This window comes from Sphingomonas sp. (assembly GCF_041661825.1).
In the GTDB taxonomy this organism is placed as follows: Bacteria; Pseudomonadota; Alphaproteobacteria; order Sphingomonadales; family Sphingomonadaceae; genus Sphingomonas.
In genome coordinates this window covers 518,996-540,437 of sequence record NZ_JBAZTU010000003.1, presented here as the reverse complement: position 1 = coordinate 540,437, position 21,442 = coordinate 518,996, and the positions used below count along the sequence as shown (strand labels likewise).

At 66.3% G+C, this 21,442-nt stretch carries 20 protein-coding genes; 10 read left to right on the top strand and 10 right to left on the bottom strand.

From position 1 onward, the window contains the following. The first annotated feature begins 9 nt into the window (after positions 1–9). Complete coding sequence (locus WC729_RS15460) at positions 10–519, top strand: tetratricopeptide repeat protein (protein WP_372854314.1); 510 nt, start codon at positions 10–12, stop codon at positions 517–519. Between the two features lie 148 nt (positions 520–667). Here WC729_RS15460 and rsmA read toward each other — a convergent pair whose 3' ends face one another. The 4 genes from rsmA to WC729_RS15440 form a co-directional block, all read right to left on the bottom strand. Further along, a complete protein-coding gene (rsmA, locus tag WC729_RS15455; protein WP_372854312.1) occupies positions 668–1,498 on the bottom strand; it encodes a 16S rRNA (adenine(1518)-N(6)/adenine(1519)-N(6))-dimethyltransferase RsmA in 831 nt (276 codons plus the stop codon). Next, positions 1,495–2,490 (bottom strand): 4-hydroxythreonine-4-phosphate dehydrogenase PdxA, encoded by a 996-nt coding sequence (gene pdxA, locus WC729_RS15450; protein WP_372854310.1) that lies wholly within the window; start codon positions 2,488–2,490, stop codon positions 1,495–1,497. The genes rsmA and pdxA overlap by 4 nt, the downstream gene beginning before the upstream one ends. Before the next feature lie 12 nt (positions 2,491–2,502). Next, complete coding sequence (locus WC729_RS15445; protein WP_372854308.1) at positions 2,503–3,879, bottom strand: SurA N-terminal domain-containing protein; 1,377 nt, start codon at positions 3,877–3,879, stop codon at positions 2,503–2,505. A 124-nt stretch (positions 3,880–4,003) separates the two neighbouring features. After that, the gene (locus WC729_RS15440; protein ID WP_372854306.1) at positions 4,004–6,241 is read right to left on the bottom strand and encodes an LPS-assembly protein LptD; all 2,238 of its coding nucleotides are present in this window, start codon (positions 6,239–6,241) and stop codon (positions 4,004–4,006) included. Between the two features lie 159 nt (positions 6,242–6,400). Here WC729_RS15440 and WC729_RS15435 point away from each other — a divergent pair, with 159 nt between their 5' ends. The 4 genes from WC729_RS15435 to WC729_RS15420 all read left to right on the top strand — a co-directional run bounded on the left by WC729_RS15435 (position 6,401) and on the right by WC729_RS15420 (position 9,515). After that, a complete protein-coding gene (locus WC729_RS15435) occupies positions 6,401–7,867 on the top strand; it encodes a leucyl aminopeptidase (protein ID WP_372854303.1) in 1,467 nt (488 codons plus the stop codon). Between the two features lie 162 nt (positions 7,868–8,029). Next, positions 8,030–8,470, top strand: a complete 441-nt coding sequence (locus WC729_RS15430; protein ID WP_372855468.1) for a DNA polymerase III subunit chi — start codon at positions 8,030–8,032, stop codon at positions 8,468–8,470. Positions 8,471–8,572: 102 nt separating this feature from the next. Beyond that, a complete protein-coding gene (ndk, locus tag WC729_RS15425) occupies positions 8,573–8,995 on the top strand; it encodes a nucleoside-diphosphate kinase (protein WP_372854301.1) in 423 nt (140 codons plus the stop codon). Between the two features lies 1 nt (position 8,996). Then, a complete protein-coding gene (locus WC729_RS15420) occupies positions 8,997–9,515 on the top strand; it encodes a GNAT family N-acetyltransferase (RefSeq protein ID WP_372854299.1) in 519 nt (172 codons plus the stop codon). 9 nt (positions 9,516–9,524) lie between these two features. On the opposite strand, the gene WC729_RS15415 is transcribed toward WC729_RS15420, so the two are convergent. From WC729_RS15415 to purM, 4 genes are read right to left on the bottom strand one after another with little or no spacing between them, the layout of a single operon-like run. Then, the gene (locus WC729_RS15415; protein WP_372854297.1) at positions 9,525–10,214 is read right to left on the bottom strand and encodes a hypothetical protein; all 690 of its coding nucleotides are present in this window, start codon (positions 10,212–10,214) and stop codon (positions 9,525–9,527) included. After that, complete coding sequence (locus tag WC729_RS15410; RefSeq protein WP_372854295.1) at positions 10,211–10,588, bottom strand: MmcQ/YjbR family DNA-binding protein; 378 nt, start codon at positions 10,586–10,588, stop codon at positions 10,211–10,213. Before WC729_RS15410 ends, WC729_RS15415 begins: the two co-directional genes overlap by 4 nt. Continuing rightward, positions 10,585–11,151: a phosphoribosylglycinamide formyltransferase gene (purN, locus tag WC729_RS15405; RefSeq protein ID WP_372854293.1), complete on the bottom strand. Its 567-nt coding sequence runs from the start codon at positions 11,149–11,151 to the stop codon at positions 10,585–10,587. The genes WC729_RS15410 and purN overlap by 4 nt, the downstream gene beginning before the upstream one ends. 27 nt (positions 11,152–11,178) lie before the next feature. After that, positions 11,179–12,273, bottom strand: a complete 1,095-nt coding sequence (gene purM / locus WC729_RS15400) for a phosphoribosylformylglycinamidine cyclo-ligase (protein WP_372854291.1) — start codon at positions 12,271–12,273, stop codon at positions 11,179–11,181. Between the two features lie 61 nt (positions 12,274–12,334). Between purM and WC729_RS15395 the strand changes: the two genes are divergently transcribed. The 4 genes from WC729_RS15395 to WC729_RS15380 are packed head-to-tail and all read left to right on the top strand — an operon-like array spanning position 12,335 to position 17,908. After that, entirely contained in the window at positions 12,335–13,597 is a 1,263-nt protein-coding gene (locus WC729_RS15395; protein ID WP_372854289.1) for a heavy-metal-associated domain-containing protein, read from the top strand. Beyond that, positions 13,597–14,232 (top strand): chromosomal replication initiator DnaA, encoded by a 636-nt coding sequence (locus WC729_RS15390; protein ID WP_372854287.1) that lies wholly within the window; start codon positions 13,597–13,599, stop codon positions 14,230–14,232. Before WC729_RS15395 ends, WC729_RS15390 begins: the two co-directional genes overlap by 1 nt. Further along, positions 14,229–16,406 carry an RNA degradosome polyphosphate kinase gene (locus tag WC729_RS15385; RefSeq protein ID WP_372854285.1) on the top strand — a complete coding sequence of 726 codons (2,178 nt, stop codon included), beginning with the start codon at positions 14,229–14,231 and terminating at the stop codon, positions 16,404–16,406. The genes WC729_RS15390 and WC729_RS15385 overlap by 4 nt, the downstream gene beginning before the upstream one ends. 5 nt (positions 16,407–16,411) lie before the next feature. Next, positions 16,412–17,908 carry a Ppx/GppA family phosphatase gene (locus tag WC729_RS15380; protein WP_372854283.1) on the top strand — a complete coding sequence of 499 codons (1,497 nt, stop codon included), beginning with the start codon at positions 16,412–16,414 and terminating at the stop codon, positions 17,906–17,908. Between the two features lie 29 nt (positions 17,909–17,937). Here WC729_RS15380 and WC729_RS15375 read toward each other — a convergent pair whose 3' ends face one another. Both WC729_RS15375 and rnd read right to left on the bottom strand, forming a co-directional pair. After that, positions 17,938–18,225, bottom strand: a complete 288-nt coding sequence (locus WC729_RS15375; RefSeq protein ID WP_372854281.1) for an I78 family peptidase inhibitor — start codon at positions 18,223–18,225, stop codon at positions 17,938–17,940. Continuing rightward, entirely contained in the window at positions 18,222–19,400 is a 1,179-nt protein-coding gene (gene rnd / locus WC729_RS15370) for a ribonuclease D (protein WP_372854279.1), read from the bottom strand. The genes WC729_RS15375 and rnd overlap by 4 nt, the downstream gene beginning before the upstream one ends. A gap of 103 nt (positions 19,401–19,503) precedes the next feature. Between rnd and aspS the strand changes: the two genes are divergently transcribed. After that, complete coding sequence (aspS, locus tag WC729_RS15365; protein WP_372854277.1) at positions 19,504–21,324, top strand: aspartate--tRNA ligase; 1,821 nt, start codon at positions 19,504–19,506, stop codon at positions 21,322–21,324. The last annotated feature ends 118 nt before the right edge of the window (positions 21,325–21,442 follow it).

Here is a 21,442-nt window from a genome sequence, read left to right as displayed (position 1 = left end):
GAGTTGATCATGCGTTATTCGTCCGTCGCCGCCGCTGCTGCGCTGACGCTTCTTGCGATCTCGACCTCTCTGCACGGCCAGCGCCCCGACGATCAGATCGACCCGCGCTCGATGGCGCTGCTCGCCAAGGGCAAGGCGGCACAGGCTTCCGGCAATCTCGACGCAGCGACTGACGCGCTCGAATCCGCGCTGGCGGTCGATCCGCGTAATCGGGTCGCCTTCGTCACGCTCGGCCAGGTCGCCGAGGCGCGCGGGCTGCCGGGCAAGGCGATCCGCCTCTACCGCGAGGCGCTGCTGCTCGAGCCCAATGACGTCTCGGCGCTGAAGGGGCAGGGCGAGGCGCTTGTCGCCAAGGGCGCCGTCGCCCGGGCGAAGGACAATCTTACCAAGATCCGCACCATTTGCGGCAAGGCCGGCTGCGCCGACGCTACCATGCTCGCCGCAACCATCGCCAAGGGTCCGCCGATCGCGACTGCTTCGGTTGAGGTGCCTTCGGTAAAGGCCGCGGGCAAGGAATAGGCTAAGCTAAATTCCCTCTCCCTTCGGGAGAGGGAGGGGCCCGCTCGGCGCAGCCGAGTGGGAGGGTGAGGGCGACGCTCATTCACCCGTTCACCCTCATCCTTCCGCAGCTTCGCTGCTCCCTCCTTCTCCCGCTGGGAGAAGGAATTTAGCTCAGCACCCTTGCCAGTTCGACGAACTCGGCCACACTGACCGTCTCTGCCCGTCGCGTCGGTTCGATTCCTACCGTTTCAAGCGCGTCGAGCGCCCCATGGACCGATTTAAGGCTCTGCCGCAGCATCTTGCGCCGCTGGCCGAAAGCCGCCCCCGTCAGCCGTTCGAGCATGCCGAAATTCACGCCCTCCGGTGCCGCGTCCGGCGTGATGTGCACCACCGCTGACATAACCTTGGGTGCCGGCGTGAAGGCGGATCGGTGCACCGGCATCGCCAGCTTCGCGCTGCTGCGCCACTGGGCGAGCACGGCAAGGCGGCCATAATGGTCGTCATCGGTCTTCGCGACGATGCGCTCCGCGACTTCCTTCTGGAACATCAGGGTCAGGCTCTGCCACCACGGCGCCCAGTCGGCCGACAGCCAGCGTACCAGCAGCGCGGTGCCGATATTGTACGGCAGGTTGGAGGCGATATGCGGCTTGCCCCCAGAATCATTGGCGAACAAAGCCGCGGCATCGATCTCCAGCGCGTCGTCCTCGATCACGCGCAGCCGGCCCGGATAGAAGTCGCCCAGCTCGGCCAGCGCCGGGATGCAGCGCCGGTCGCGCTCGATCGCCGTCACCTTCGCGCCCGCCGCGAGCAGCGCCCGGGTCAGGCCGCCGGGGCCCGGGCCGATCTCGAGCACTTCGGCATCGGTCAGGTCACCCGGAATCCGCGCGATCCGGGCCAGCAACTGCGCATCGAGCAGGAAATTCTGCCCCAGCGCCTTGCTCGCATTGAGCCCGTAACGCGCGATGACGTCGCGTAACGGAGGTAACGGAGAGGTCACGCCCCCGCGGCGGCGCGGCGCTCCGCGGCGCTGGCGGCAAGCCGGATCGCGGCGATCGTCGCGCCCGGTTCCGCCTGGTCCTTGCCGGCGATGCCGAAAGCAGTGCCATGGTCGGGCGAGGTGCGCACGATCGGCAGGCCCAGCGTGATGTTCACGCCTTCGTCGAAATGCAGCGTCTTCAGCGGCACCAGCGCCTGATCGTGATAGCAGCAAAGCGCTGCGTCATAAGTGGCGCGGGCGCGGCCGTGGAACATCGTGTCGGCGGCGAACGGGCCAGTCGCGTCGATACCCTCGTCACGCAATATCTCGATCGCGGGGATGATGAAGTCGATCTCCTCCCGCCCGATCGCGCCGCGTTCGCCGGCATGCGGGTTGAAGCCGGCAAAGGCGAGCCGCGGGATCAATATCCCGAAATTGCGGATCAGCCCGCGCGCCGTGGCACGGCCCTTGGCGACGATCAGGTCAATCGAGAGCAGCCCGGAAACGCTCGCCAGCGGCACATGCGTGGTGATCGGCACGACGCGCAGGCTCGGGCCCGCCAGCATCATCACCGCATTTTCGCCGGCAATGCCGCAGCGTTCGGCGACGAACTCGGTCTGGCCCGGATGAGTGAAGCCGATCTGGTAGAGCTGGGCCTTGGAGACTGGCCCCGTCACCAGCGCGCGGGCGGTGCCTGAGCGCGCGAGGCCCGCGGCGATCTCCAGCGCATGCAACGCACAGCGCGCGCCGTCGACATCGGGTGTGCCGGGCGTGATCTCCCCGCCATCCTGGACATTGAGCACTGGCAATGCGGTGGCGAACACCTGGTTCGCCTCGGCCGGGTCGAAGATCCGCTGGACCGGCCCTGACCATACCGCGCTGATCGCCCGTGCATCGCCCACCGCGAAGAAGGGCGCGAGTTGCTCCTTCTCGCGCGCGGCCCAGGCCTTGGCGATCACTTCGGGGCCGATCCCGGCAGGGTCGCCCATGGAGACCGCGAGCGGCGCGATCATCGCGAATGCCCCTTAGCGATATTCGATCACCGCATCGCGGCGAAGATCACGGAGCACGCCCTGGGCGCGCAGATTGACGCGTGCCTGCTCGATCTGGGTCTGCACCTGCTCGGCCTGGGGCGCTGCGGCGGTCTGCGGATCGTCGCGGCCGCACAGCACCAGCGTACGCACGCCGTCAGTGGGCGATCCGAACCACGGCGTCGCCTCGCCGACCTGCATCTTCAGCACCATTTCCTGCAGGCGCGGCGGCAGGTCGCGCGCCTTGACCGAGGCGTTGTCGACCACTTCGGCGTTCAGCTCGGCGGCGACCTTCGCCACATTGCCGCACCCGCGCATCTCGCGCGTCGCGGTTTCGAGCGCCGACACGCGGCTGGTTGCCGAGGCCTGAGTCGTCCCTTCCGGGAATTTCACGGTGAGCTGCTTCAGGGTGAGCTGCGCGTCGCGCGGATCGGCCATCAGCACCTGCCGCTTGTCGATCAGATAGAGGATCGAGAAGCCGCCCGGCACCTCGATCGGTCCGGCGACTTCGCCGACGCCCATCTTCTGCGCGGCTTCGGACAGGCTTGCCGGCAGATAGGTGAGCTGGCTGGTGCCGACCCAGCCAAGATCGCCCTGCGTGCTGCGCGTCGAAGCGTCGGAGAATTGGGTATAATATTCAAAGGGTTTTCCACCCTTTTCAATATCCTGGATCATCTGACGCATATTGTCGAAGGTCTGCTGGGCGCGGTCCGGCCCGGCCGCGAGATAGATTTCCTTCAGATGATATTCGTTGGTGCCCTTCGCCGCGTTGATGCGATCGATGACACCCTTCACTTCTTCCTCGCCGACATTGACGAAGGGCTCGACGCGGCGGCGCAGGAAGCGGTTCCAGGCGAGATCGGCTTCGATCTGGCGGCGCAGCGACCGATCGGACGATCCGACGCTGCGCAGATAGGCGCGCATGTCGGGCACCGACTTGCCGAACTGCTGCGATACGCGCGCAAAGCTCTGGTCGATCTCGTCCTTGGTGACCTCGATCTCGTTGGTCTTGGCCTGCTGGATTTGCAGCGTCTCGTCGATCAGGCTGCGCAGCACCTGGAGGCGCAGGCGATCCTGCTCTTCCGGGTTCAGCTTCAGCTGGTTGGCGGAGACGATCAGCGCGATACGCTGATCGACATCGGTGCCGGTGATCACCGTCTCGTTGACGATCGCGGTCGCCTTGCGGACGTTGGGATCGACCTTGCCGAAGATCTGCATGTTCTCGGGGATGTTGAGCCCCACTGCGGGCACGCTGTTGTCGCTCACCGTCTGCGCCGGCAGGCCGCTGGTTGCCGCGACGATCGCCAGCAATCCCGCACCGGCCAGGCCAATCCTGCGGCCGATACCAGCCGCCTTGTTCATCGAAGTCATCACGTTTTTCAAAATCCCATCCCGCGCCGTTGCGACCCGGCTATCGTCCGCCGTTGCTGAACCCGCGCTTAGCGGGCCAGATCGCCGTCCGATCTTCTTGAAGTTCAGTTTCCTGGAGTATCGTCTAGCGCCCCAGATTCTTGAACGCCAGTGACAACAGGAAGCTGTTGCCGCTCTTGGCGTCGCCGGTGTCTTCGTAATTGCGCCGCCAGGTCAGCCCGATCCTGAGGCAATCGTCCTCATATTGCACGCCGAGGCGGTGCCGGATCGGATCGAACCCGTCGGACATCGACAGCGGATCCTCGGCGCGATTGGTCAGGTCGATCACGGTGGATCCGAACACCGACCAGAAGCGCGCGAACTGGACGCGACCCGCGACGCGCGCCTCTTCGCGATCCTGCAGGTCCTCCGCGGTCGTTGCAATGTCGCGGTTCAGTCGGAGATAGCCGAGCAGCACATAGGTGCTGCGCGACCCGATCGTCGCGTCGATCTCGTTGCGGCGCACCGCGAGATTGTCCTTGTCGAGCCGGTAGCGATGCGTGATCGACACGAAATCGCGGAACCTGAGTTCGGTGCGGCCGACGATATCGGAGGTACGGTCGCTGAGGCCGGTGCCTTGCGGGAAGATCGCGGGGCGGCTGTCCAGCCGATAGCTTTGCCCGACCGTCGCATCCAGCGAGAAGCCCGGCAGGTCGACCGCCCAGTCGACGCCGTAGGTGAAGCGCGTCGAATCCTCGAACCGGTCGTACCCGGCGAAACGGTTGAGCGCGAAGAGGTTGGAATCCTCGAGATCGACCGCCCGCGCATCCTCGTTCGGGATGCCGAGATTCTCGGTCTTCGGCGCGGCGACGATCTGGAATCGCGGCGTGAGCCTTTGGGTGCCGCCCAGGAAGGAGCCGATCAGCGGATATTTGATATCGACTGCCAGCGCGCCGATCGCCCGCCCCTGAAAGCCTTCGTCGCCGCGATAGCTGGTGACCGCCGTCGTCAGCGTGTCGTTGGCATTGTAGACGTCGCCGCGGGCATAAGCGGTGAAGGTCACTTCCTGGCCCCAGGGGGTCAGCTTGCGCAGATCCCAGCGCGCGCTGGCAAAGGCGCGTTGCGTATCCTGCCCGGCGGAGCGGGTGATCGCCAGGCTGTTCAGCTGGAATTCGAACTTGCCGCCCAGCAGGCCGTCGTTCATGCGCCGGCGATAGTCGATCTCGGGCAGGGCGATCGGCTGCAGGCCCTGCCGGTCGTTGACGCGCAGCGTCTGCACGAACCAGCCGGTCACCGCGAAATAGCTGTCGGCATCGATCCGCTCGATCTTCGCCGTGGTGCGCAGGCGATCGTCGTTGGAGATGTCGTAGCGGCGCAGGAAAGTGCGGTCGGTGGTCAGCCGCAGCGATCCGCTGAGGCTCCAGTTGGGATCGAGCTGATAGCGCGCCACGCCGTCGAGATAGCCGCGGAATGCCTGTTCGGTGTTGGTCGGTACCGTTGTCAGCAGATCGTCGCTGCGCCGGCTGACGGTGCCATAGGCGCTGACCTTGAACGCGCCCTTCTGGTCGAGTGCGCTGTAATCCGCCTGGAGCATCGGCAGCACATTGGTGAACACGCGCGGCGTGACGGTGAGCTGGCGATTGGGGCCGAGCTCGAAGAAATAGGGCTGGGCGAACTCGAAGCCGTTGACGCCATTGTAGCGGAAGGTGGGGCTGAGCAGCCCGGTTTCGCTCTCGCCGCCCGCGGGATGCGAGAATTTGGGCAAGGGAAGGGTCGGCAGGCCAAACAGGTTGATCCGCGCACCCTTGTAATAGATGCGGTTCTTCTCGGGGCGGTACACCACCTGCACGGCAGTGATCTTCCACGACGGCTCCTTGGGGCAGCCGGTCGAGGTCGTCACGGTGCACGGCGTATAGGCCGCGTCATCCAGGGTCACCGTCTCGTCCAGCGCGCGCGTGCCGCGCCGCGCCGCCAGCCTGCCGCCGCGCTCCAGCACGACCAGCATGTTGTCGACCACGCCGTCCTTCAGCGAATCGGTCAGCTCGATCGAATCACCATAGGCGGTGTCGCCGCCCGGATTGACCACGACGATGTTGCCGTTCGCGATGACCTTGCCGGTCGTACGGTTCCAGGTGACCTTGTCGGCACGCAGCCGGTCGCCGCCGCGATACATGCGCACGTCGCCGGTCGCGATGACCGTGTCGCTGTCGTTGAGATATTCCAGCTGCCCGGCGCTGAACTGCACCTGGTCGTCCGCCGCCTGAGTCTCGGCGGGCGGCGGCAGGGGGATGGCGGGGATCTGCATGTCCTGCCCATGCGCGGCCGTGCCGAGGCACAGCGCGAAGGGGAGGGCGCAGGTCGCGAGAAGATCGGAACGCTTCACGTTGGAAAAAACACCCCCAAACGCGCCGAATGCGGTCGCGATGATGCCGCCCTATCGCACCCGATGCCCTGCGCTGCAATCGGGGGCGTGTTTTGCCAGCACGCCACCGGTGGCCTAGAGGGCTACGACTCACGCCTAGAAGTCGAAACCGAGGTTCCCATGCAGATCAGTTTCTCCGCCGCTCCTTCCACCGCCGCGCTCGCGTTTCCCGTGGAGAAGGACGGCCTCGATCGGCTGACCACGACCGCGCTCGATAGTGACGCGCTGGCGGTGGTGAAGGGCGCTGCCCGCGCCAGCCGCTTCGAAGGCGAGGCCGGTGGCGTGGTCGAGGCGTTCGTGTCGCAGCCCGACGGGGTGCGCCGGGTTCTGCTGCTCGGCACCGGCGGCGGCAGCGAGAGCGAGTATGAGCGCGCCGGCGGCACCTTGACCGCGCGGCTGCTGACCTCGGGCGTTGAAGCTGCCGCTGTCGATTTCGCATCGGCCGGCGCGACCCCCAAGGCGGTAGCGCGCTTCGCCGGCGGCGCGGCGCAGCGTTCCTGGCGGCTCGATGTTTACCGCACCAAACTGCCCGAAAAGTCGAAGCCGACGCTCACCTCGATCACGCTGGTCAATGCGCCCGAGGGCAGCGACGCGGCCTGGGCGCCGCAAAAGGCACTGACCGAGGGGCTCGAGCTGACCCGCATGCTCGTCGCCGAGCCGCCCAACGTCATCTATCCCGAAACCTTCGTCGAGCGCGTGCTCGCCGATATCGAAGGGCTCGGCCTCGAAGTGACCGTGCTCGGCGAGGCCGAAATGGCGGAGCTCGGCATGGGCGCGCTGCTCGGCGTCAGCCAGGGCTCGGCCCGCGATGCGCGTCTGCTCGCGCTGAAATGGACGGGTGCCGCGCCCGGCGACCCCGCGCTCGCGCTGGTCGGCAAGGGTGTGACCTTCGATACCGGCGGCATCTCGCTCAAGCCCGGCGCGGGCATGGAAGACATGAAATGGGACATGGGCGGCGCGGGCGCGGTCGTCGGCACGATGAAGGCACTCGCGCTGCGCAAGGCGAAGGCGAACGTCATCGGCGTGTGCGGCCTGGTCGAGAACATGCCCGACGGCAACGCCATCCGCCCGGGCGACGTGCTCACCTCCATGTCGGGCCAGACGATCGAAGTGCTCAACACCGATGCCGAAGGCCGGCTGGTGCTGTGCGACGCGCTCACCTGGGTCCAGCGTACGCATCACCCGAAGACGATCGTCGATCTCGCCACGCTCACCGGTGCGATGATCATCGCGCTCGGCAACGAGCATGGCGGCTGCTTCGCCAATGACGATTCGCTGGCCGAGCAGCTTCTCGCGGCCGGCAAGGCGTCGGGCGACCTGCTGTGGCGCTTCCCGCTGTCGGATGCCTATAACAAGCTGATCGACTCGCCGATCGCCGACATGAAGAATGTCGGCCCGCGCGGCGCTGGCTCGATCACTGCCGCGCAGTTCCTTCAGCGCTATATCGATACCGGTATCCGCTGGGCGCATCTCGACATCGCCGGCATGGTCTGGGCCGACAAGCCCGGTGCGACCTGGGACAAGGGCGCGACCGGTTATGGCGTGCGCCTGCTCGACCGGTTCGTGGCGGACAATTTCGAGGGCTGAGCAGCGTCGTTGTTGGAGAATATTCGGGATTAATGTCACACTTTCCAACAGGATCGCTGTTGGATCTGGCGTCTATTTATTTGATATTATTTGATAATGTTTTGACAGGTTTTTGGCGGAATGCCCCATAGGGGTGACAATATTCCGACCGGGATGGATGAGATGCAGGTCGACTTCTATCATCTGACCGTCCAGCCGCTCGACCGCGTCCTGCCGCGCATCGCGGAGCGCGTGGTCGAGGGGGGCGGGCGCCTGCTCGTCGTCGCGGAGAGCGAGATCCAGCGGATCGCGCTCGACAAGCTGCTCTGGACCTATTCCCCGGAAAGCTTCCTCGCCCATGGCCAGGCTGGCGGGGAGGGTGATTCGATCCAGCCGATCCTGATTTCCGGTATCCCGGCAGCGGCCAATGACGCCCGCAATATCGCTCTGGCCGACGGTGTCTGGCGCGAGGAAGCGCTTGGCTTCGACCGCGCCTTCCACTTCTTCGACGGCGACCGGATTACCGAGGCGCGGCTGGCCTGGAAGGCGCTGGCCGATCGTGACGGGATCGAGCGCCGCTACTGGAAGCAGAGCGACTCCGGCAAATGGGAACAGGCCGCCTGATCGGCTCGACCGTTCGGCCCGATATGCTTGCATCGCGCCCCGCTCCCGCCTAGGGGAGCCGCGACTTTTCCGCCCTTTCACATACAGGAGCCCGTGACCGTCATGGCCGCGAACCGTACCTTCTCGATCATCAAGCCCGATGCCACCCGCCGCAACCTCACCGGCGCCGTCACCAAGATGCTGGAAGAGGCCGGCCTGCGCGTCGTCGCCTCCAAGCGCATCCAGATGACCAAGGACCAAGCCGAGGGCTTTTACGGCGTCCACCGCGAGCGTCCTTTCTTCAACGATCTGGTGTCCTTCATGATCTCCGGCCCGGTCGTCGTGCAGGTGCTCGAGGGCGAGAACGCCGTTCAGCGGAACCGCGACATCATGGGCGCGACCAACCCGGCGAACGCCGATGCCGGCACGATCCGCAAGGAACTGGCCGAATCGATCGAAGCGAACTCGGTCCATGGTTCGGACTCGGACGAGAATGCGGCGATCGAGATCGCTTATTTCTTCAAGCCGGAAGAGCTGGTCGGCTGAGATGAGCTGGCGGGTGCGACAGGCCGGTGCAGCGGATGCCGCCGCCCTGTCGCTTGTCGCCTCCGCCACATTTCTCGAAACTTTTGCCGGCGTGCTCGCCGGCAACGACATCGTCGCGCATTGCGCGGCGAACAACGACCCCCGGAAGTTCATCGCCTGGGCGAACGATCCGCTCGGCGCAGTGACCGTTGCGGAAGTCGAGAACGGCTTCGCGCCGGTCGGCTATGCCGTGCTGACCGACCCAGACCTGCCGGTCCAGCCCGGCCCGGCGGATATCGAACTCAAGCGCATCTACACCTTGTCGCTGATGCACGGGACTGGTCTCGGTCCGGCGCTGATGGAAGCCGCAGTCGAGGATGCTGCCCGGCTCGGCCGCACGCGCATCCTGCTCGGCGTCTATGGCAAGAACCTGCGCGCCCACAGCTTCTACAAGCGCCAGGGTTTCCAGGTGATCGGCGAGCGGCAGTTCCTCGTTGGCAGCACCCTGCACGATGATGTGGTCTTCGCGCGGGACATCTAATCCCGACTACTAACTGGACGGCTTCGGCTTCTCACGCGCCCACAACGCCTCGAGCCGCGCCGGCTGCGATGTCCGCTCCCGCAGCACCACACCCTTCAGCCGCAGCGTCCGTCCCCGCAGCACGCGCCCTTCGGTCTGCCACACCACGTCATAGATCGCGCTGTCGCTGCGCTGCTTGTCGGCATCCCAATAGCTGCTGGTGATCAGCACCGGCAGACGGCCCTCGCGCGCATCCGGTCCGCCATCGGTCGCCTGCAGGATCGCGTCGGCGAACCAGTCGGCCTGGATATGTGGCTCGAGCACGCTGGTCTGCGCGCTCACACCGAGCACAGCGGGGAAGCGCACATCGATGCTCTGGATCGCATGCGCCTCATCCTTCAGCGCCAGCCGCGCGCCGCCATGTTCCGGCGTCGCGGTCAGCAGCACCAGGGTGCGTGCCTTGGACTCGCTCGCCTTTTCGGCCTGCTTTTCCTGTTCGTCGGCGCGCCGGTCGGACCAGCTCATCCACAGGCTGAGCGCTGCGATGATCAGGCCGGCCACGCCGACCACCTCGGCCAAGGTCACCCAGCGTCGCCGTGTCGCTGCCGCCTCCGCCCGGTCGACCGCCTGTTGCGCGGCGTTCTGGATCACGGGGTCGGGCGCAGGCGGAGGAGGCGGAACGGGCTCGGGGGCAGGCGGAACGGGGGTCTCGTCGCTCATCGTCCACCAGCCTCCAGCAATTTACGCGGCGCCACCAGTTCCCAGCTCGTCGCGATGCGATCGCCGATATGGTCCCAGTCGGTCTCGCCCGTGTCGAGCCGCATCCCGATCCAGCCGGCATGGCCGATATAGGCGGGTACATAATAGAGGTCGGGATCCATCTCAACGAGCATCGCCTGCTCCTCCAGCCCGCTCGTCTTGACCTGCACCGCGGTGCGATCGTCGCCATGATGGTTGTGCGAGAAATAGGCGAAGACCTTGCCCTTCTCGATGAAGAAGGTCGGCGCGCCGTGCGAGATCTTCTCGGCGGCGCAGGGCAGGGCCATGCAGATGTCGCGGATCTTGGCGAGAACGGGCTCTGGGTCTGGACTCATCGCACCGCGAAGTCTGCCAGAACCTTCGGGTAAAGGCGATGCTCTTCGGCGAGCACTCGTGCCGAGAGGCTATCGACGGTGTCGCCGGGCAGGATCGGCACCTCGGCCTGGCCGAGTACCTCGCCCCCGTCGAGCTCCTCGGTAACGATATGCACCGAGCACCCCGCGACCGCGTCGCCAGCGTCGATCGCGCGCTGGTGCGTGTCGAGGCCCTTGTATTTGGGCAGCAGCGAAGGGTGGATATTGACGATCCTGCCCCGCCACCGCGCGACGAAATCGTCTGAGAGCAGGCGCATATAGCCGGCGAGTGCGATCACCTCGACGCTGGCGTCGCGGAAGGCGGTGTCGATCGCAGCTTCGTACTCGGCCTTGGGCATGCCCTTGGGGGATTGGGCGAAGGTCGCCAGTCCTGCGTCGCGCGCCCAGGCGAGACCGGCCGCGTCGGGTTTGTCGGAAGCGACGATGGCGACGTCGTACGGGCAGGCCGGATCACGCGCCGCTTCGGCGAGCGACATCATGTTTGAACCGCGGCCCGAGATCAGAATGCCGACCTTGCGCGTCATTCCTCCACTCCCGCCTGCGGGAGAAGATCAGGCTTCATGCGTCGCCGACCATGCAGCCCGGGCACTCCAGGCCTCATCGCTCCCGAACACCGTGCATCCCCGCACGCCGGGCTCGATCGTCCCGATCGCAAACACCGTCTCGCCGGCGGCTTCCAGCGCCTGCTTCACGTCCTCGACCTGATCCGCAGCCACCACCGCGACCATCCCGATCCCGCAATTGAAGGTCCGCGCCATCTCCTCGGGCTCGATCGCGCCCTGACCCTGCAGGAACGCCATCAGCCGCGGCTGCGGCCACGCATCGGCATCGATTCGCGCATGCACCCCCTCGGGTAGCACGCGCGGGACATTCTCGAGCAGCCCGCCGCCGGTGATATGTGCCAGCCCCTTGATCCGTTTCTCGGCAAGCAGCGGCAGCAGCGATTTCACATAGATTCGCGTCGGCGCCATCAGCGCGTCGATCAGCATCACGTCCTGATCGAACAGGGCAGGGCGGTCGAGCTTCCAGCCCCGGTCCGCCGCAAGCCGCCGCACCAGTGAGAAGCCGTTCGAGTGGATGCCCGACGAGGCCAGGCCGAGCAGCACGTCGCCCGGCGCGATCGCCGCGCCGGTCAGCACCCGATCCCGCTCGACCGCGCCGACGCAGAAACCGGCGAGATCGTAGTCGCCCTCGGCATACATGCCCGGCATCTCGGCCGTCTCGCCACCGATCAGAGCGCAGCCGGCCTGCTTGCAGCCTTCGGCGATCGAGGCGACGACTCGCTCGGCCACCACGGCGTCGAGCTTCGCGGTCGCATAATAATCCAGGAAGAACAGCGGCTCGGCACCCTGCACGATCAGGTCGTTGACGCACATCGCAACCAGGTCGATCCCGACCCCGTCATGGCTGTTATGGTCGATCGCGAGCTTCAGCTTGGTGCCGACTCCGTCGTTCGCAGCGACCAGCAGCGGATCCTTGAAGCCCGCCGCCTTCAGGTCGAAGAACCCGCCAAAACCGCCCAGATCGGCATCCGCCCCGGGCCGCCGTGTCGATTTCGCGAGGGGCGCGATGGCCCGGACCAGCGCGTTGCCAGCCGCGATAGAGACGCCCGCCTGGGCATATGTATAGGGTTCAGTGTCGCTCATTGTCGCCGCCTAGCCATATCCTGCTTGGATTTCCACGCCTGCTTCGCCAAAAGGGCCCGCAATGATTGCCCGCCGCCTTGTCCGCCTGCTCCCGATCGCCCTGATGATCGCCGTCACCGGCGGAATCGTCGCGGCACAGGATGATGACGATGGCAGCCGCGGCGTATCCCCGGGCGACAGCTCGGGCAGCTATGAAGTCGGCGGCATCGATGTCGACGTGACCGCCAAGACGGCGGACGCGGCACGCACCGGCGGCTGGCGCATCGCCCAGCGCAAGGGCTGGCAGATGCTCTCGCAGCGCCTTGGCGGCGGCGGCAGCCTCGTCTCCGACGGCACGCTCGATTCGATGGTGTCCGGCATCGTTGTCGAGAATGAGCAGATCGGCCCCAACCGCTATGTCGCCCGCCTCGGCGTGCTGTTCAGCCGCGCGCGCGCCGGCGCGCTGCTCGGCGTTGCCGGGCGGACGACGCGGTCGGCACCCATGCTCACCATCCCGATCGAATGGTCGGGCGGCGCCGGGCAGGCGTTCGAGCAGAAGACCGAGTGGCAGGAGGCGTGGAGCCGCTATCGTACCGGCAACAGCGCGATCGACTATGTGCGCCCGGCCGGCTCGGGCCCCGATTCGCTGTTGCTCAATACCGGGCAGACCGGCCGGCCGAGCCGCATCTGGTGGCGCACGATCCTCGACCAATATGGCGCGTCCGACATCCTCACGCCCGTGGTGCGACTGTCCCGCCAATGGCCGGGCGGCCCGATCATCGGCGTGTTCGAGGCACGGCATGGCCCCGACAATCACATCATCGCGCGCTTCACTCTGCGTGTGGGCAATGGCGACGCGCTGCCGGTGCTGCTCGATGCCGGCGTGAAGCGGCTCGACGATGCCTATCAGACGGCGCTGCGCAACGGCGTACTTCACACCGATCCCGGCCTGTACAATCGCCCGCCCGAGCCGACCGCGGTCGTCGAGGAAGAAGCGCCGGGCGAGGCTTTGGTCGAAACCACCGACGCCGTTCAGGTCGCCTCCGGCACCGCGATCAGCGTCCAGGTCGACACGCCCGGCGCTTCCTCCGTCTCGGCGACCGAGGCGGCACTTCGGGGCATCCCGGGCGTGCGCTCGGCGCTCACCACCAGCCTCGCGCTGGGCGGCGTCTCGGTGATTCGCGTCAGCTTCGACGGCGATCCGGCGGCGATCCGGCCGTTGCTCGAAGCCCGGGGCTGGACGGTCCAGGGCACCGGCACGACCCTGCGCATCCGCCGGGCGGGGGCGCCCTCGCAGGGCAGCACGCCGCCACCATCCCCGCCACCGGAAAACGCGACCAACTGATGAGCCAGATCGCGCTGCCATTCGATTGGCCGCCGGACCCGCGCGACGACGAATTCCTCGTCAGCGATTCGAACGCACGCGCCGTCCAGCAGCTCGAACGCTGGAGCACCTGGCCGGTGATGGCCGTGGTGCTCACGGGGCCCCGCAAGTCGGGACGCAGCCTGCTCGCGCGCATCTTCGCGGCGAAAAGCGGTGGCGAGATCATCGACGATGCCGAACGCCAGAGCGAGACGGCGATCTTCCACGCCTGGAACCGCGCACAGGAGACTCGGCACCCGCTGGTCATCGTCGCTGACGTGCCGCCGCCCGAATGGACGGTCAAGCTGCCCGACCTTCGCTCGCGCCTCACCGCCAGCCCGACCGCGCGAATCGGTCCTCCGGATGAGACGCTGATGCAGGCCCTGTTCGAGCGGCAATTCCTCCGGCGCGGCCTGGATGCCCGCCCCGATCTGATCCAATGGCTGATTCTTCGGGTCGAGCGGAGCCATGTCGCCCTCCTGCGCACCGTCGATGTGCTCGATCAGGCGGTACTCGAACGCCACAAACGCTTGTCGATTCCGCTCGCCCGCGCCACATTGGCGGAAGTGGGGCTGATCGCCGGCCGCGCACCCGAATTACCGATCGAGAATCTATGACACGCCCCGCCCATATCGTGCGTCTGGACGATGACGACGATCCGTTTGCGTCCGGCGAGGGCAGCGAACGCTATTTCAACCGAGAACTTTCCTGGCTGGCCTTCAACCGGCGCGTGCTGGAGGAGGCGTGCAATCCCGCGCATCCGCTGCTCGAGCGAGTCCGCTTCCTGTCCATCTCCGGCTCCAACCTCGACGAGTTCTTCATGGTCCGCGTCGCCGGGCTGAAGGGACAGCAGCTCCAGGACGTCGATCGCCTCTCGGCCGACGGCATGTCCTCGCGCCAGCAACTCGCCGCGATCGTGGCGGAGGCCGACGAGCTGGTCGAGAGCCAGCGCTCGGTCTGGCGCGATCTTCGCCACGAACTGGCCGAAACCGGCATCGTCGTGCTCGGCTCGAAAACCATCGACGCGGCGGTGACGCCCGAGGAGATGGCCTGGCTCGAAACCCATTTCCGCGAACAGATCTTCCCGATCCTGACGCCCCAGGCGCTCGATCCCGCGCATCCATTCCCGTTCATGCCCAACAAGGGCCTGGCGGTGATGTTCGACCTCGTCCGCCTGTCGGACAACGAGCCGATCCGCGAACTGGTGATGCTCCCGGCGCCGATGGCGCGCTTCATCCGCCTGCCGGGCGAGATGGCGCGGTATGTCGCGGTCGAATCGCTGGTGAAGCGCTTCTCCTCGCTGGTCTTCCCGGGCTATCGGGTCGAGGGCGGGGCCGAGTTCCGCGTGCTGCGCGACAGCGATATCGAGATCGAGGAAGAGGCGGAGGACCTGGTCCGCTACTTCGCCAATGCGATCAAGCGCCGCCGGCGCGGCCGGGTCATCCGGCTCGAGCTGGAAAGCGGCATGCCTGACGGCCTGTCCAGGGCCTTGCGCGATGAATTGGGTGGCGCGGATGCGTTCGTCACGGAAAGCGGCGCCTTTCTCGGCGTGGGTGATCTGGAATCGATCGTCGACGAGGATCGCCCGGACCTGAAATTCCCGCCCTACAGCCCGCGTTTCCCGGAGCGGATCCGCGAGTTCAATGGCGATTGCTTTGCCGCGATCCGCGCCAAGGACATCGTCATCCACCACCCGTACGAGACGTTCGACGTGGTGCTGGCGTTCCTGCGCCAGGCGGCCGGCGACCCGGACGTCGTGGCGATCAAGCAGACGCTCTACCGCGCCGGCAAGCAGCCCGCGGTCATCAACGCGCTGATCGCGGCGGCCGAAGCCGGCAAGTCGGTCACTGCGGTGGTCGAACTCAAGGCACGCTTCGACGAGGAGCAGAATCTGCTCTGGGCCTCGGCGCTCGAACGCGCCGGCGTGCAGGTCGTCTATGGTTTCATGGAGTGGAAGACTCACGCCAAGGTCTCGATGGTCGTCCGGCGCGAGGCAGGGCAGTTCCGCACCTATTGCCACTTCGGCACCGGCAATTATCATCCGGTTACTGCAAAAATATACACCGATCTCAGCTTCTTCACGGCTGATCCTCGCATCGGGCGCGATGCCGCGCAGATGTTCAATTACGTCACCGGCTATGTCGAGCCGCACGACATGGCACTGGTCAGCCTGTCGCCGCGCGATCTTCGCGCGCGTCTGATGGCCCTGATCGATACCGAGATCGACTTCGCCAAGGCAGGCAAGCCCGGCGCGATCTGGGCCAAGATGAATTCGGTGGTCGACCCGGCGGTGATCGAGAAGCTCTATGAGGCGAGCGCGGCGGGCGTGCGGATCGACCTGATCATCCGCGGGATCTGCTGCCTCAAGCCGGGCGTGCCGGGCCTGTCCGAGAATATCCGGGTGAAGTCGGTGATTGGCCGCTTCCTCGAGCACAGTCGGATCTGGGCTTTCGGCAACGGCAAGGCGTTGCCCAATGACGGGGCGAAGATCTTCATCTCCTCGGCTGACTGGATGCCGCGCAATTTCGACCGCCGGGTCGAATATATGCTGCCGATCGAGAATCCGACGGTGCACGACCAGATTCTCGACCAGGTGATGGTCGCCAACCTGATCGACAACGAACAGAGCTGGGAGCTTCAGGCCGATGGCAGCTATGTGCGCGCTACGCCCGGCGACCGGCCGTTCAACCTGCACCGCTACTTCATGACCAATCCGTCGCTGTCGGGCCGCGGTGCGGCTCTGTCGGCCAGCGACGCCGTCCCGAAACTTTCGTTGAACCGGAGGCGTTAGGGGGCGTGGCCACCCTTCTTTTCCGTAAGCCCAAGGCCGACACGGCCACGGAGCCGCGCACCGGCATCATCGATATCGGGTCCAACTCGATTCGCCTCGTCGTCTATCAGGGGCCGGAACGGCTGCCTGCGATCCTGTTCAACGAGAAGGTGATGGCCGGCCTCGGCCGCGGCCTGGCCGAGACCGGTGCGATCGCCGAGCCCGCGCTCGACGTCGCCACCGAAGCGCTCGCGCGCTTCGCCGCGGTCGCGCGCGAGATGGAGGTGACGCGGCTGCGCACCGTCGCTACCGCCGCGGTCCGTGATGCGTCCAACGGGCAGGCCCTGCTCGATACGGTGCGCGAGCTGGGGCTGCAGGTCGAATTGCTTTCCGGGGAGCAGGAAGCGACGGCTGCCGGGCACGGCGTACTGTCGGCCATTCCCGAAGCTGACGGGATCGTCGGCGATCTCGGCGGCGGCTCGCTCGAACTGGTCCGTATATCCGGCGGCAAGGTGCGCGACCGGGTGTCCTTCCCGTTCGGCGTGCTCCGTATCGGCGCGATGCGCGCAAAGGGGCAGGGCGCGCTCGAACGCCAGGTGTACAAGGCGCTGAAAGGTGCCGGCTGGCTCGGGCGGGGCGAGGGGCTGCCGCTCTATCTCGTCGGCGGGTCGTGGCGGGCGCTCGCGCGGCTCGACATGCACCTCAACAACTACCCGCTTCCGGTGATCCACCAATATTCCATGGCGCTTCCCGCGATTGCACGCATGGGCCGAACGATCAGCCACGTACCCAAGAGTTGGCTGCGCGCCATTCCCGGCCTTTCCTCGGGCCGTGCGGCGACGTTGGGCGATGCCGCCGCTTTGCTCGCGGTGCTGCTCAAACACCTGCAAGCCGACACCACCATCGTCTCCGCCTTCGGCCTGCGCGAAGGCCTGCTCTTCGGCGCGCTCGATGAGGAGGTCCGCGCGCAGGATCCGCTGATCGTCGCCGCGCGCGACGAGGGACAGCGTCATGGCCGCTTCGCCGAGCATGGCGATTTGCTCGATCACTGGATCGCGCCCTTGTTCAATCGCGATACGCCTGCCCAGGCGCGGTTGCGGCTTACCGCCTGCCTGCTCGCCGATGTGGGTTGGCGCGCCAACCCCGAATTCCGCGCCGAACGCGGCGTCGAGATTGCGCTCCATGGGAACTGGGTCGCGATCGACGCGCGCGGCCGCGCGATCGTCGCCCAGGCGCTGTTCACCAGCCTTGGCGGCGGCACCGACATCCCGGCTCCGCTGGAGTCGCTAGCGCCAATCGAAGACCTCAAGCGTGCGATCGCCTGGGGCCTGGCGATGCGTCTGGGTCAGCGGCTCAGCGGTGGCCTCGCCGGCCCGCTGCGCCGCTCGCGCCTGGCAGACGATGGGGAGATCGTGACGCTCCACGTTAACCCGGACGACCTCGCGCTCTATGGCGAGGCGGTCGAACGCCGCCACGCGGCGCTGTGCACCGCATTGGGCAGGAAGCCGATCGTTACCGCCTGATCGTCAACCGCCCCGATCAACCGCCCCGATCAACCGCAATGCACGCGGGTGACGATATCCTTTTCGTCGAGGTCGACGTTCAGCCGATCGATGCGGTAATCCATCGTCACCGCCATGCCTGGCCGGATCACGCGCACGGTGCCTGATCCAGTCGCGCGTCGTGCTTTTTCGGCAGCTTCGGCCGAATAGGGTTTGCCGACCAGGCCGTTCGCGGCCCCGGCAGAGCAATTGCCTGGTGCCGGTGTCTCGGCTGGCGTCTCCGCCGGCGGAACCGGCGCGCAGGCCGTCAGCGCGGCGAGCAGAATGAGGATTCTCATGCTTCCACATCCTCCGTTCGAGTCATCTTGAGCTTGCCGTTGACCACTGCAAAGGCAAGCCGCCCTTCGACCAGATCGAGCGCATCCCGGCCGAACTGATCGAAGCGCCAGCCCTCCAGGATCGAAATCCCCTCGCGCTGGCCCGCGGCAAGCGCTTCCAGGTCCTCGCTCCGCGCGAGAAGGCGCGCCGCGACGTCGATTTCCTTGGAGCGGATCTTGAGCAGCAGCTTGAGCAGGTCAGCGACCAGCGCGCCGTCCTTGCCGAGGCCCGGCTTGCGATCATCACGCGCGGGCATCTCTTCCGCGCTCATCGGCACCGCCGCCTCGAGCGCAGCCATCAACCGCGCGCCGATATCGTTGCCCGCCCAGGTCGCGGAAAGCCCGCGCACCTTGGCGAGATCGGCCTGCTTGCGCGGCGAGTGGCCGGCCAGATCGGCGAGGGTCTCATCCTTGACGATTCGGCCGCGCGGCAGGTCCTTGCCCCGCGCTTCCAGCTCGCGCCACCGCGCCAGCGCCTTCAACCGGCCCAGCACATCGGGCTTGCGACCCGCGATCCGCACGCGCTTCCACGCTTCGTCGGGGTCGTTGGCGTAATTTTTCGGATCGCCCAGCCGCTCCATCTCCTGGTCGAGCCACGCGCCGCGCCCGGTCTTGCGCAGCCGTTCGAGCATCTTGGGGAAGATCTTGGCCAGATGCGTGACGTCGCCGATCGCATATTCGATCTGCCGCGCATCGAGCGGCCGCCGGCTCCAGTCAGTGAAGCGTGCGCCCTTGTCGACCTGGATGCCGAGATAGGCGTCGACCAGGTTGGAATAGCCCACTTGCTCGCCTTGCCCCAAAGCCATCGCCGCGACCTGGGTGTCGAACAGCGGGTGCGGGGTCTTGCCGGTCAGATTGTAGATGATTTCAAGGTCCTGGCCGCCGGCATGGAAGACCTTCAGCACGTCCTCATTGTTGGTCATCAGCTCGAGCAGCGGGGTCATGTCGAGTCCCGGCGCCATCGGGTCGATCGCCGCTGCCTCGTTCACATCGGCGATCTGGATCAGGCAGAGCTCCGGCCAGAAGGTGTTCTCCCGCATGAACTCGGTGTCGACGCAGACGAAGTCGGCTTGGCCGAGTCGGGTGCAGAGATTGGCGAGGGTGGCGCTGTCGGTGATTAACGGATGGATATGCATTGCAACGCCATAGACATGTGACGCCGCCTTGACAAAGCGGCGTATGACGGGGAAGCGCGCGGGCTCACGCCCACCGGCATCCACTCGTTCGAAAAGACAGATCATGCACGCCTATCGCACCCATAATTGCGCCGCGCTGCGCCCTGAACAGGTCGGGCAGGAAGTCCGCGTTTCCGGCTGGGTCCACAAGAAGCGCGACCATGGCGATCTCGTGTTCGTCGACCTGCGCGATCATTACGGCATCACCCAGATCGTGACCGACGTCAGCGGCCCCGTGTTCGACGTGATCGAGTCGCTGAAGAACGAGTCGGTCGTCACTATCACCGGCATCGTCGTCGCACGCGCTGCCGAAGCGGTGAACCCGAACCTCGCCACTGGCGCGATCGAAGTCCGCGCGTCCGCGGCCGTCGTCCAGTCGGTCGCGCACGACCTGCCGATGCCGGTCGCCAGCGAGAATGAATATCCCGAGGAAATCCGCCTCCGCTACCGCTTCCTCGACCTGCGGCGCGAGCGGCTCCACGCCAACATCATGCTGCGCAGCCAGGTCATCACCTCGCTGCGCCAGCGCATGATCGGCCAGGGCTTCACGGAGTTCCAGACGCCGATCCTGACCGCGTCCTCGCCGGAAGGCGCCCGCGACTATCTCGTCCCGTCGCGCGTGCACCCGGGCAAGTTCTACGCGCTTCCCCAGGCACCGCAGATGTTCAAGCAGCTGCTGATGGTCGCCGGCTTCGACCGCTATTTCCAGATCGCGCCCTGTTTCCGCGACGAGGATGCGCGTGCCGATCGCTCACCCGGCGAATTCTACCAGCTCGATTTCGAGATGAGCTACGTCACCCAGGACGATGTGTTCGCCGCGATCGAACCCGTGCTGCACGGCGTGTTCGAGGAATTCGCTGACTGGCAGGGCAAGGGCCGCACCGTCTCGGCGCTGCCGTTCAAGCGCATCCCCTACCGCGAATCGATGCTGAAATATGGCAGCGACAAGCCCGACCTGCGCAACCCGATCCTGATCTCGGACGTGTCGGACCATTTCAAGGGTTCGGGCTTCGGCCGCTTCGCTTCGATCGTCGAGAGCGGCGACGTCGTCCGCGCGATCCCGGCACCCGGCACCGCCGACAAGAGCCGCAAATTCTTCGACGACATGAACAGCTGGGCGCAGAGCGAAGGCTTTGCCGGCCTCGGCTATGCCACACGCAAGGCCGGTGTGTTCGGCGGCCCGATCGCCAACAATCACGGCGAAGAAGGCATGGCGAAGATCGCCGAGGCGCTCGGCCTCGGCCCCGATGACGGCGTGTTCTTCGCCGCCGGCAAGGAGGGGCAAGCCGCCAAGCTCGCCGGGCTCGCCCGCACGCGCGTTGCCGACCAGCTCGGCCTGATCGACCAGAACCGCTTCGAATTCTGCTGGATCGTGGACTTCCCGATGTTCGAATATGACGAGGACGCGAAGAAGGTCGATTTCAGCCATAACCCCTTCTCCATGCCGCAGGGCGAGATGGAGGCGCTGGAAACGAAGGACCCGCTCGATATCCTGGCGTACCAGTACGACATCGTCTGCAACGGCGTGGAGCTCTCCTCGGGTGCGATCCGGAACCACAAGCCGGAGATCATGTACAAGGCGTTCGAGATCGCGGGCTATACCCGCGCCGATGTCGACACCAATTTCGCCGGCATGATCAACGCCTTCAAGTGCGGCGCCCCGCCGCATGGCGGCTCGGCGCCGGGCGTCGACCGCATCGTGATGTTGCTCGCCGACGAGCCCAACATCCGCGAGGTCATCGTTTTCCCGATGACTCAGAAGGCCGAGGACCTGATGATGGGCGCCCCCAATTTCGCCACCGAGAAGCAGCTGCGCGAACTCAACATCCGCACGATCGAGGTCGCGACGGCCAAGCCGACGGTCGAGGCGGTCCGCCCCGAGTAACCAGCTTTCGCGTCACCCCGGACTTGTTCCGGGGTCCACCGTGCCGCATGAATCGCACGCGCGGCTAATGCGGTGCGGTGGATGCCGGAACAAGTCCGGCATGACGGAATTGGCGACT

What these genes read in the sequence shown, in the direction of transcription:
- WC729_RS15460 (WP_372854314.1), top strand. Translation starts at nt 10, where the DNA reads ATGCGTTATTCGTCCGTCGCCGCCGCTGCTGCGCTGACGCTTCTTGCG.
- pdxA (WP_372854310.1), bottom strand. Translation starts at nt 2,490, where the DNA reads ATGATCGCGCCGCTCGCGGTCTCCATGGGCGACCCTGCCGGGATCGGC.
- WC729_RS15445 (WP_372854308.1), bottom strand. Translation starts at nt 3,879, where the DNA reads ATGACTTCGATGAACAAGGCGGCTGGTATCGGCCGCAGGATTGGCCTG.
- WC729_RS15435 (WP_372854303.1), top strand. Translation starts at nt 6,401, where the DNA reads ATGCAGATCAGTTTCTCCGCCGCTCCTTCCACCGCCGCGCTCGCGTTT.
- WC729_RS15430 (WP_372855468.1), top strand. Translation starts at nt 8,030, where the DNA reads ATGCAGGTCGACTTCTATCATCTGACCGTCCAGCCGCTCGACCGCGTC.
- ndk (WP_372854301.1), top strand. Translation starts at nt 8,573, where the DNA reads ATGGCCGCGAACCGTACCTTCTCGATCATCAAGCCCGATGCCACCCGC.
- WC729_RS15420 (WP_372854299.1), top strand. Translation starts at nt 8,997, where the DNA reads ATGAGCTGGCGGGTGCGACAGGCCGGTGCAGCGGATGCCGCCGCCCTG.
- WC729_RS15415 (WP_372854297.1), bottom strand. Translation starts at nt 10,214, where the DNA reads ATGAGCGACGAGACCCCCGTTCCGCCTGCCCCCGAGCCCGTTCCGCCT.
- WC729_RS15410 (WP_372854295.1), bottom strand. Translation starts at nt 10,588, where the DNA reads ATGAGTCCAGACCCAGAGCCCGTTCTCGCCAAGATCCGCGACATCTGC.
- purN (WP_372854293.1), bottom strand. Translation starts at nt 11,151, where the DNA reads ATGACGCGCAAGGTCGGCATTCTGATCTCGGGCCGCGGTTCAAACATG.
- purM (WP_372854291.1), bottom strand. Translation starts at nt 12,273, where the DNA reads ATGAGCGACACTGAACCCTATACATATGCCCAGGCGGGCGTCTCTATC.
- WC729_RS15395 (WP_372854289.1), top strand. Translation starts at nt 12,335, where the DNA reads ATGATTGCCCGCCGCCTTGTCCGCCTGCTCCCGATCGCCCTGATGATC.
- WC729_RS15390 (WP_372854287.1), top strand. Translation starts at nt 13,597, where the DNA reads ATGAGCCAGATCGCGCTGCCATTCGATTGGCCGCCGGACCCGCGCGAC.
- WC729_RS15385 (WP_372854285.1), top strand. Translation starts at nt 14,229, where the DNA reads ATGACACGCCCCGCCCATATCGTGCGTCTGGACGATGACGACGATCCG.
- WC729_RS15375 (WP_372854281.1), bottom strand. Translation starts at nt 18,225, where the DNA reads ATGAGAATCCTCATTCTGCTCGCCGCGCTGACGGCCTGCGCGCCGGTT.
- rnd (WP_372854279.1), bottom strand. Translation starts at nt 19,400, where the DNA reads ATGCATATCCATCCGTTAATCACCGACAGCGCCACCCTCGCCAATCTC.
- aspS (WP_372854277.1), top strand. Translation starts at nt 19,504, where the DNA reads ATGCACGCCTATCGCACCCATAATTGCGCCGCGCTGCGCCCTGAACAG.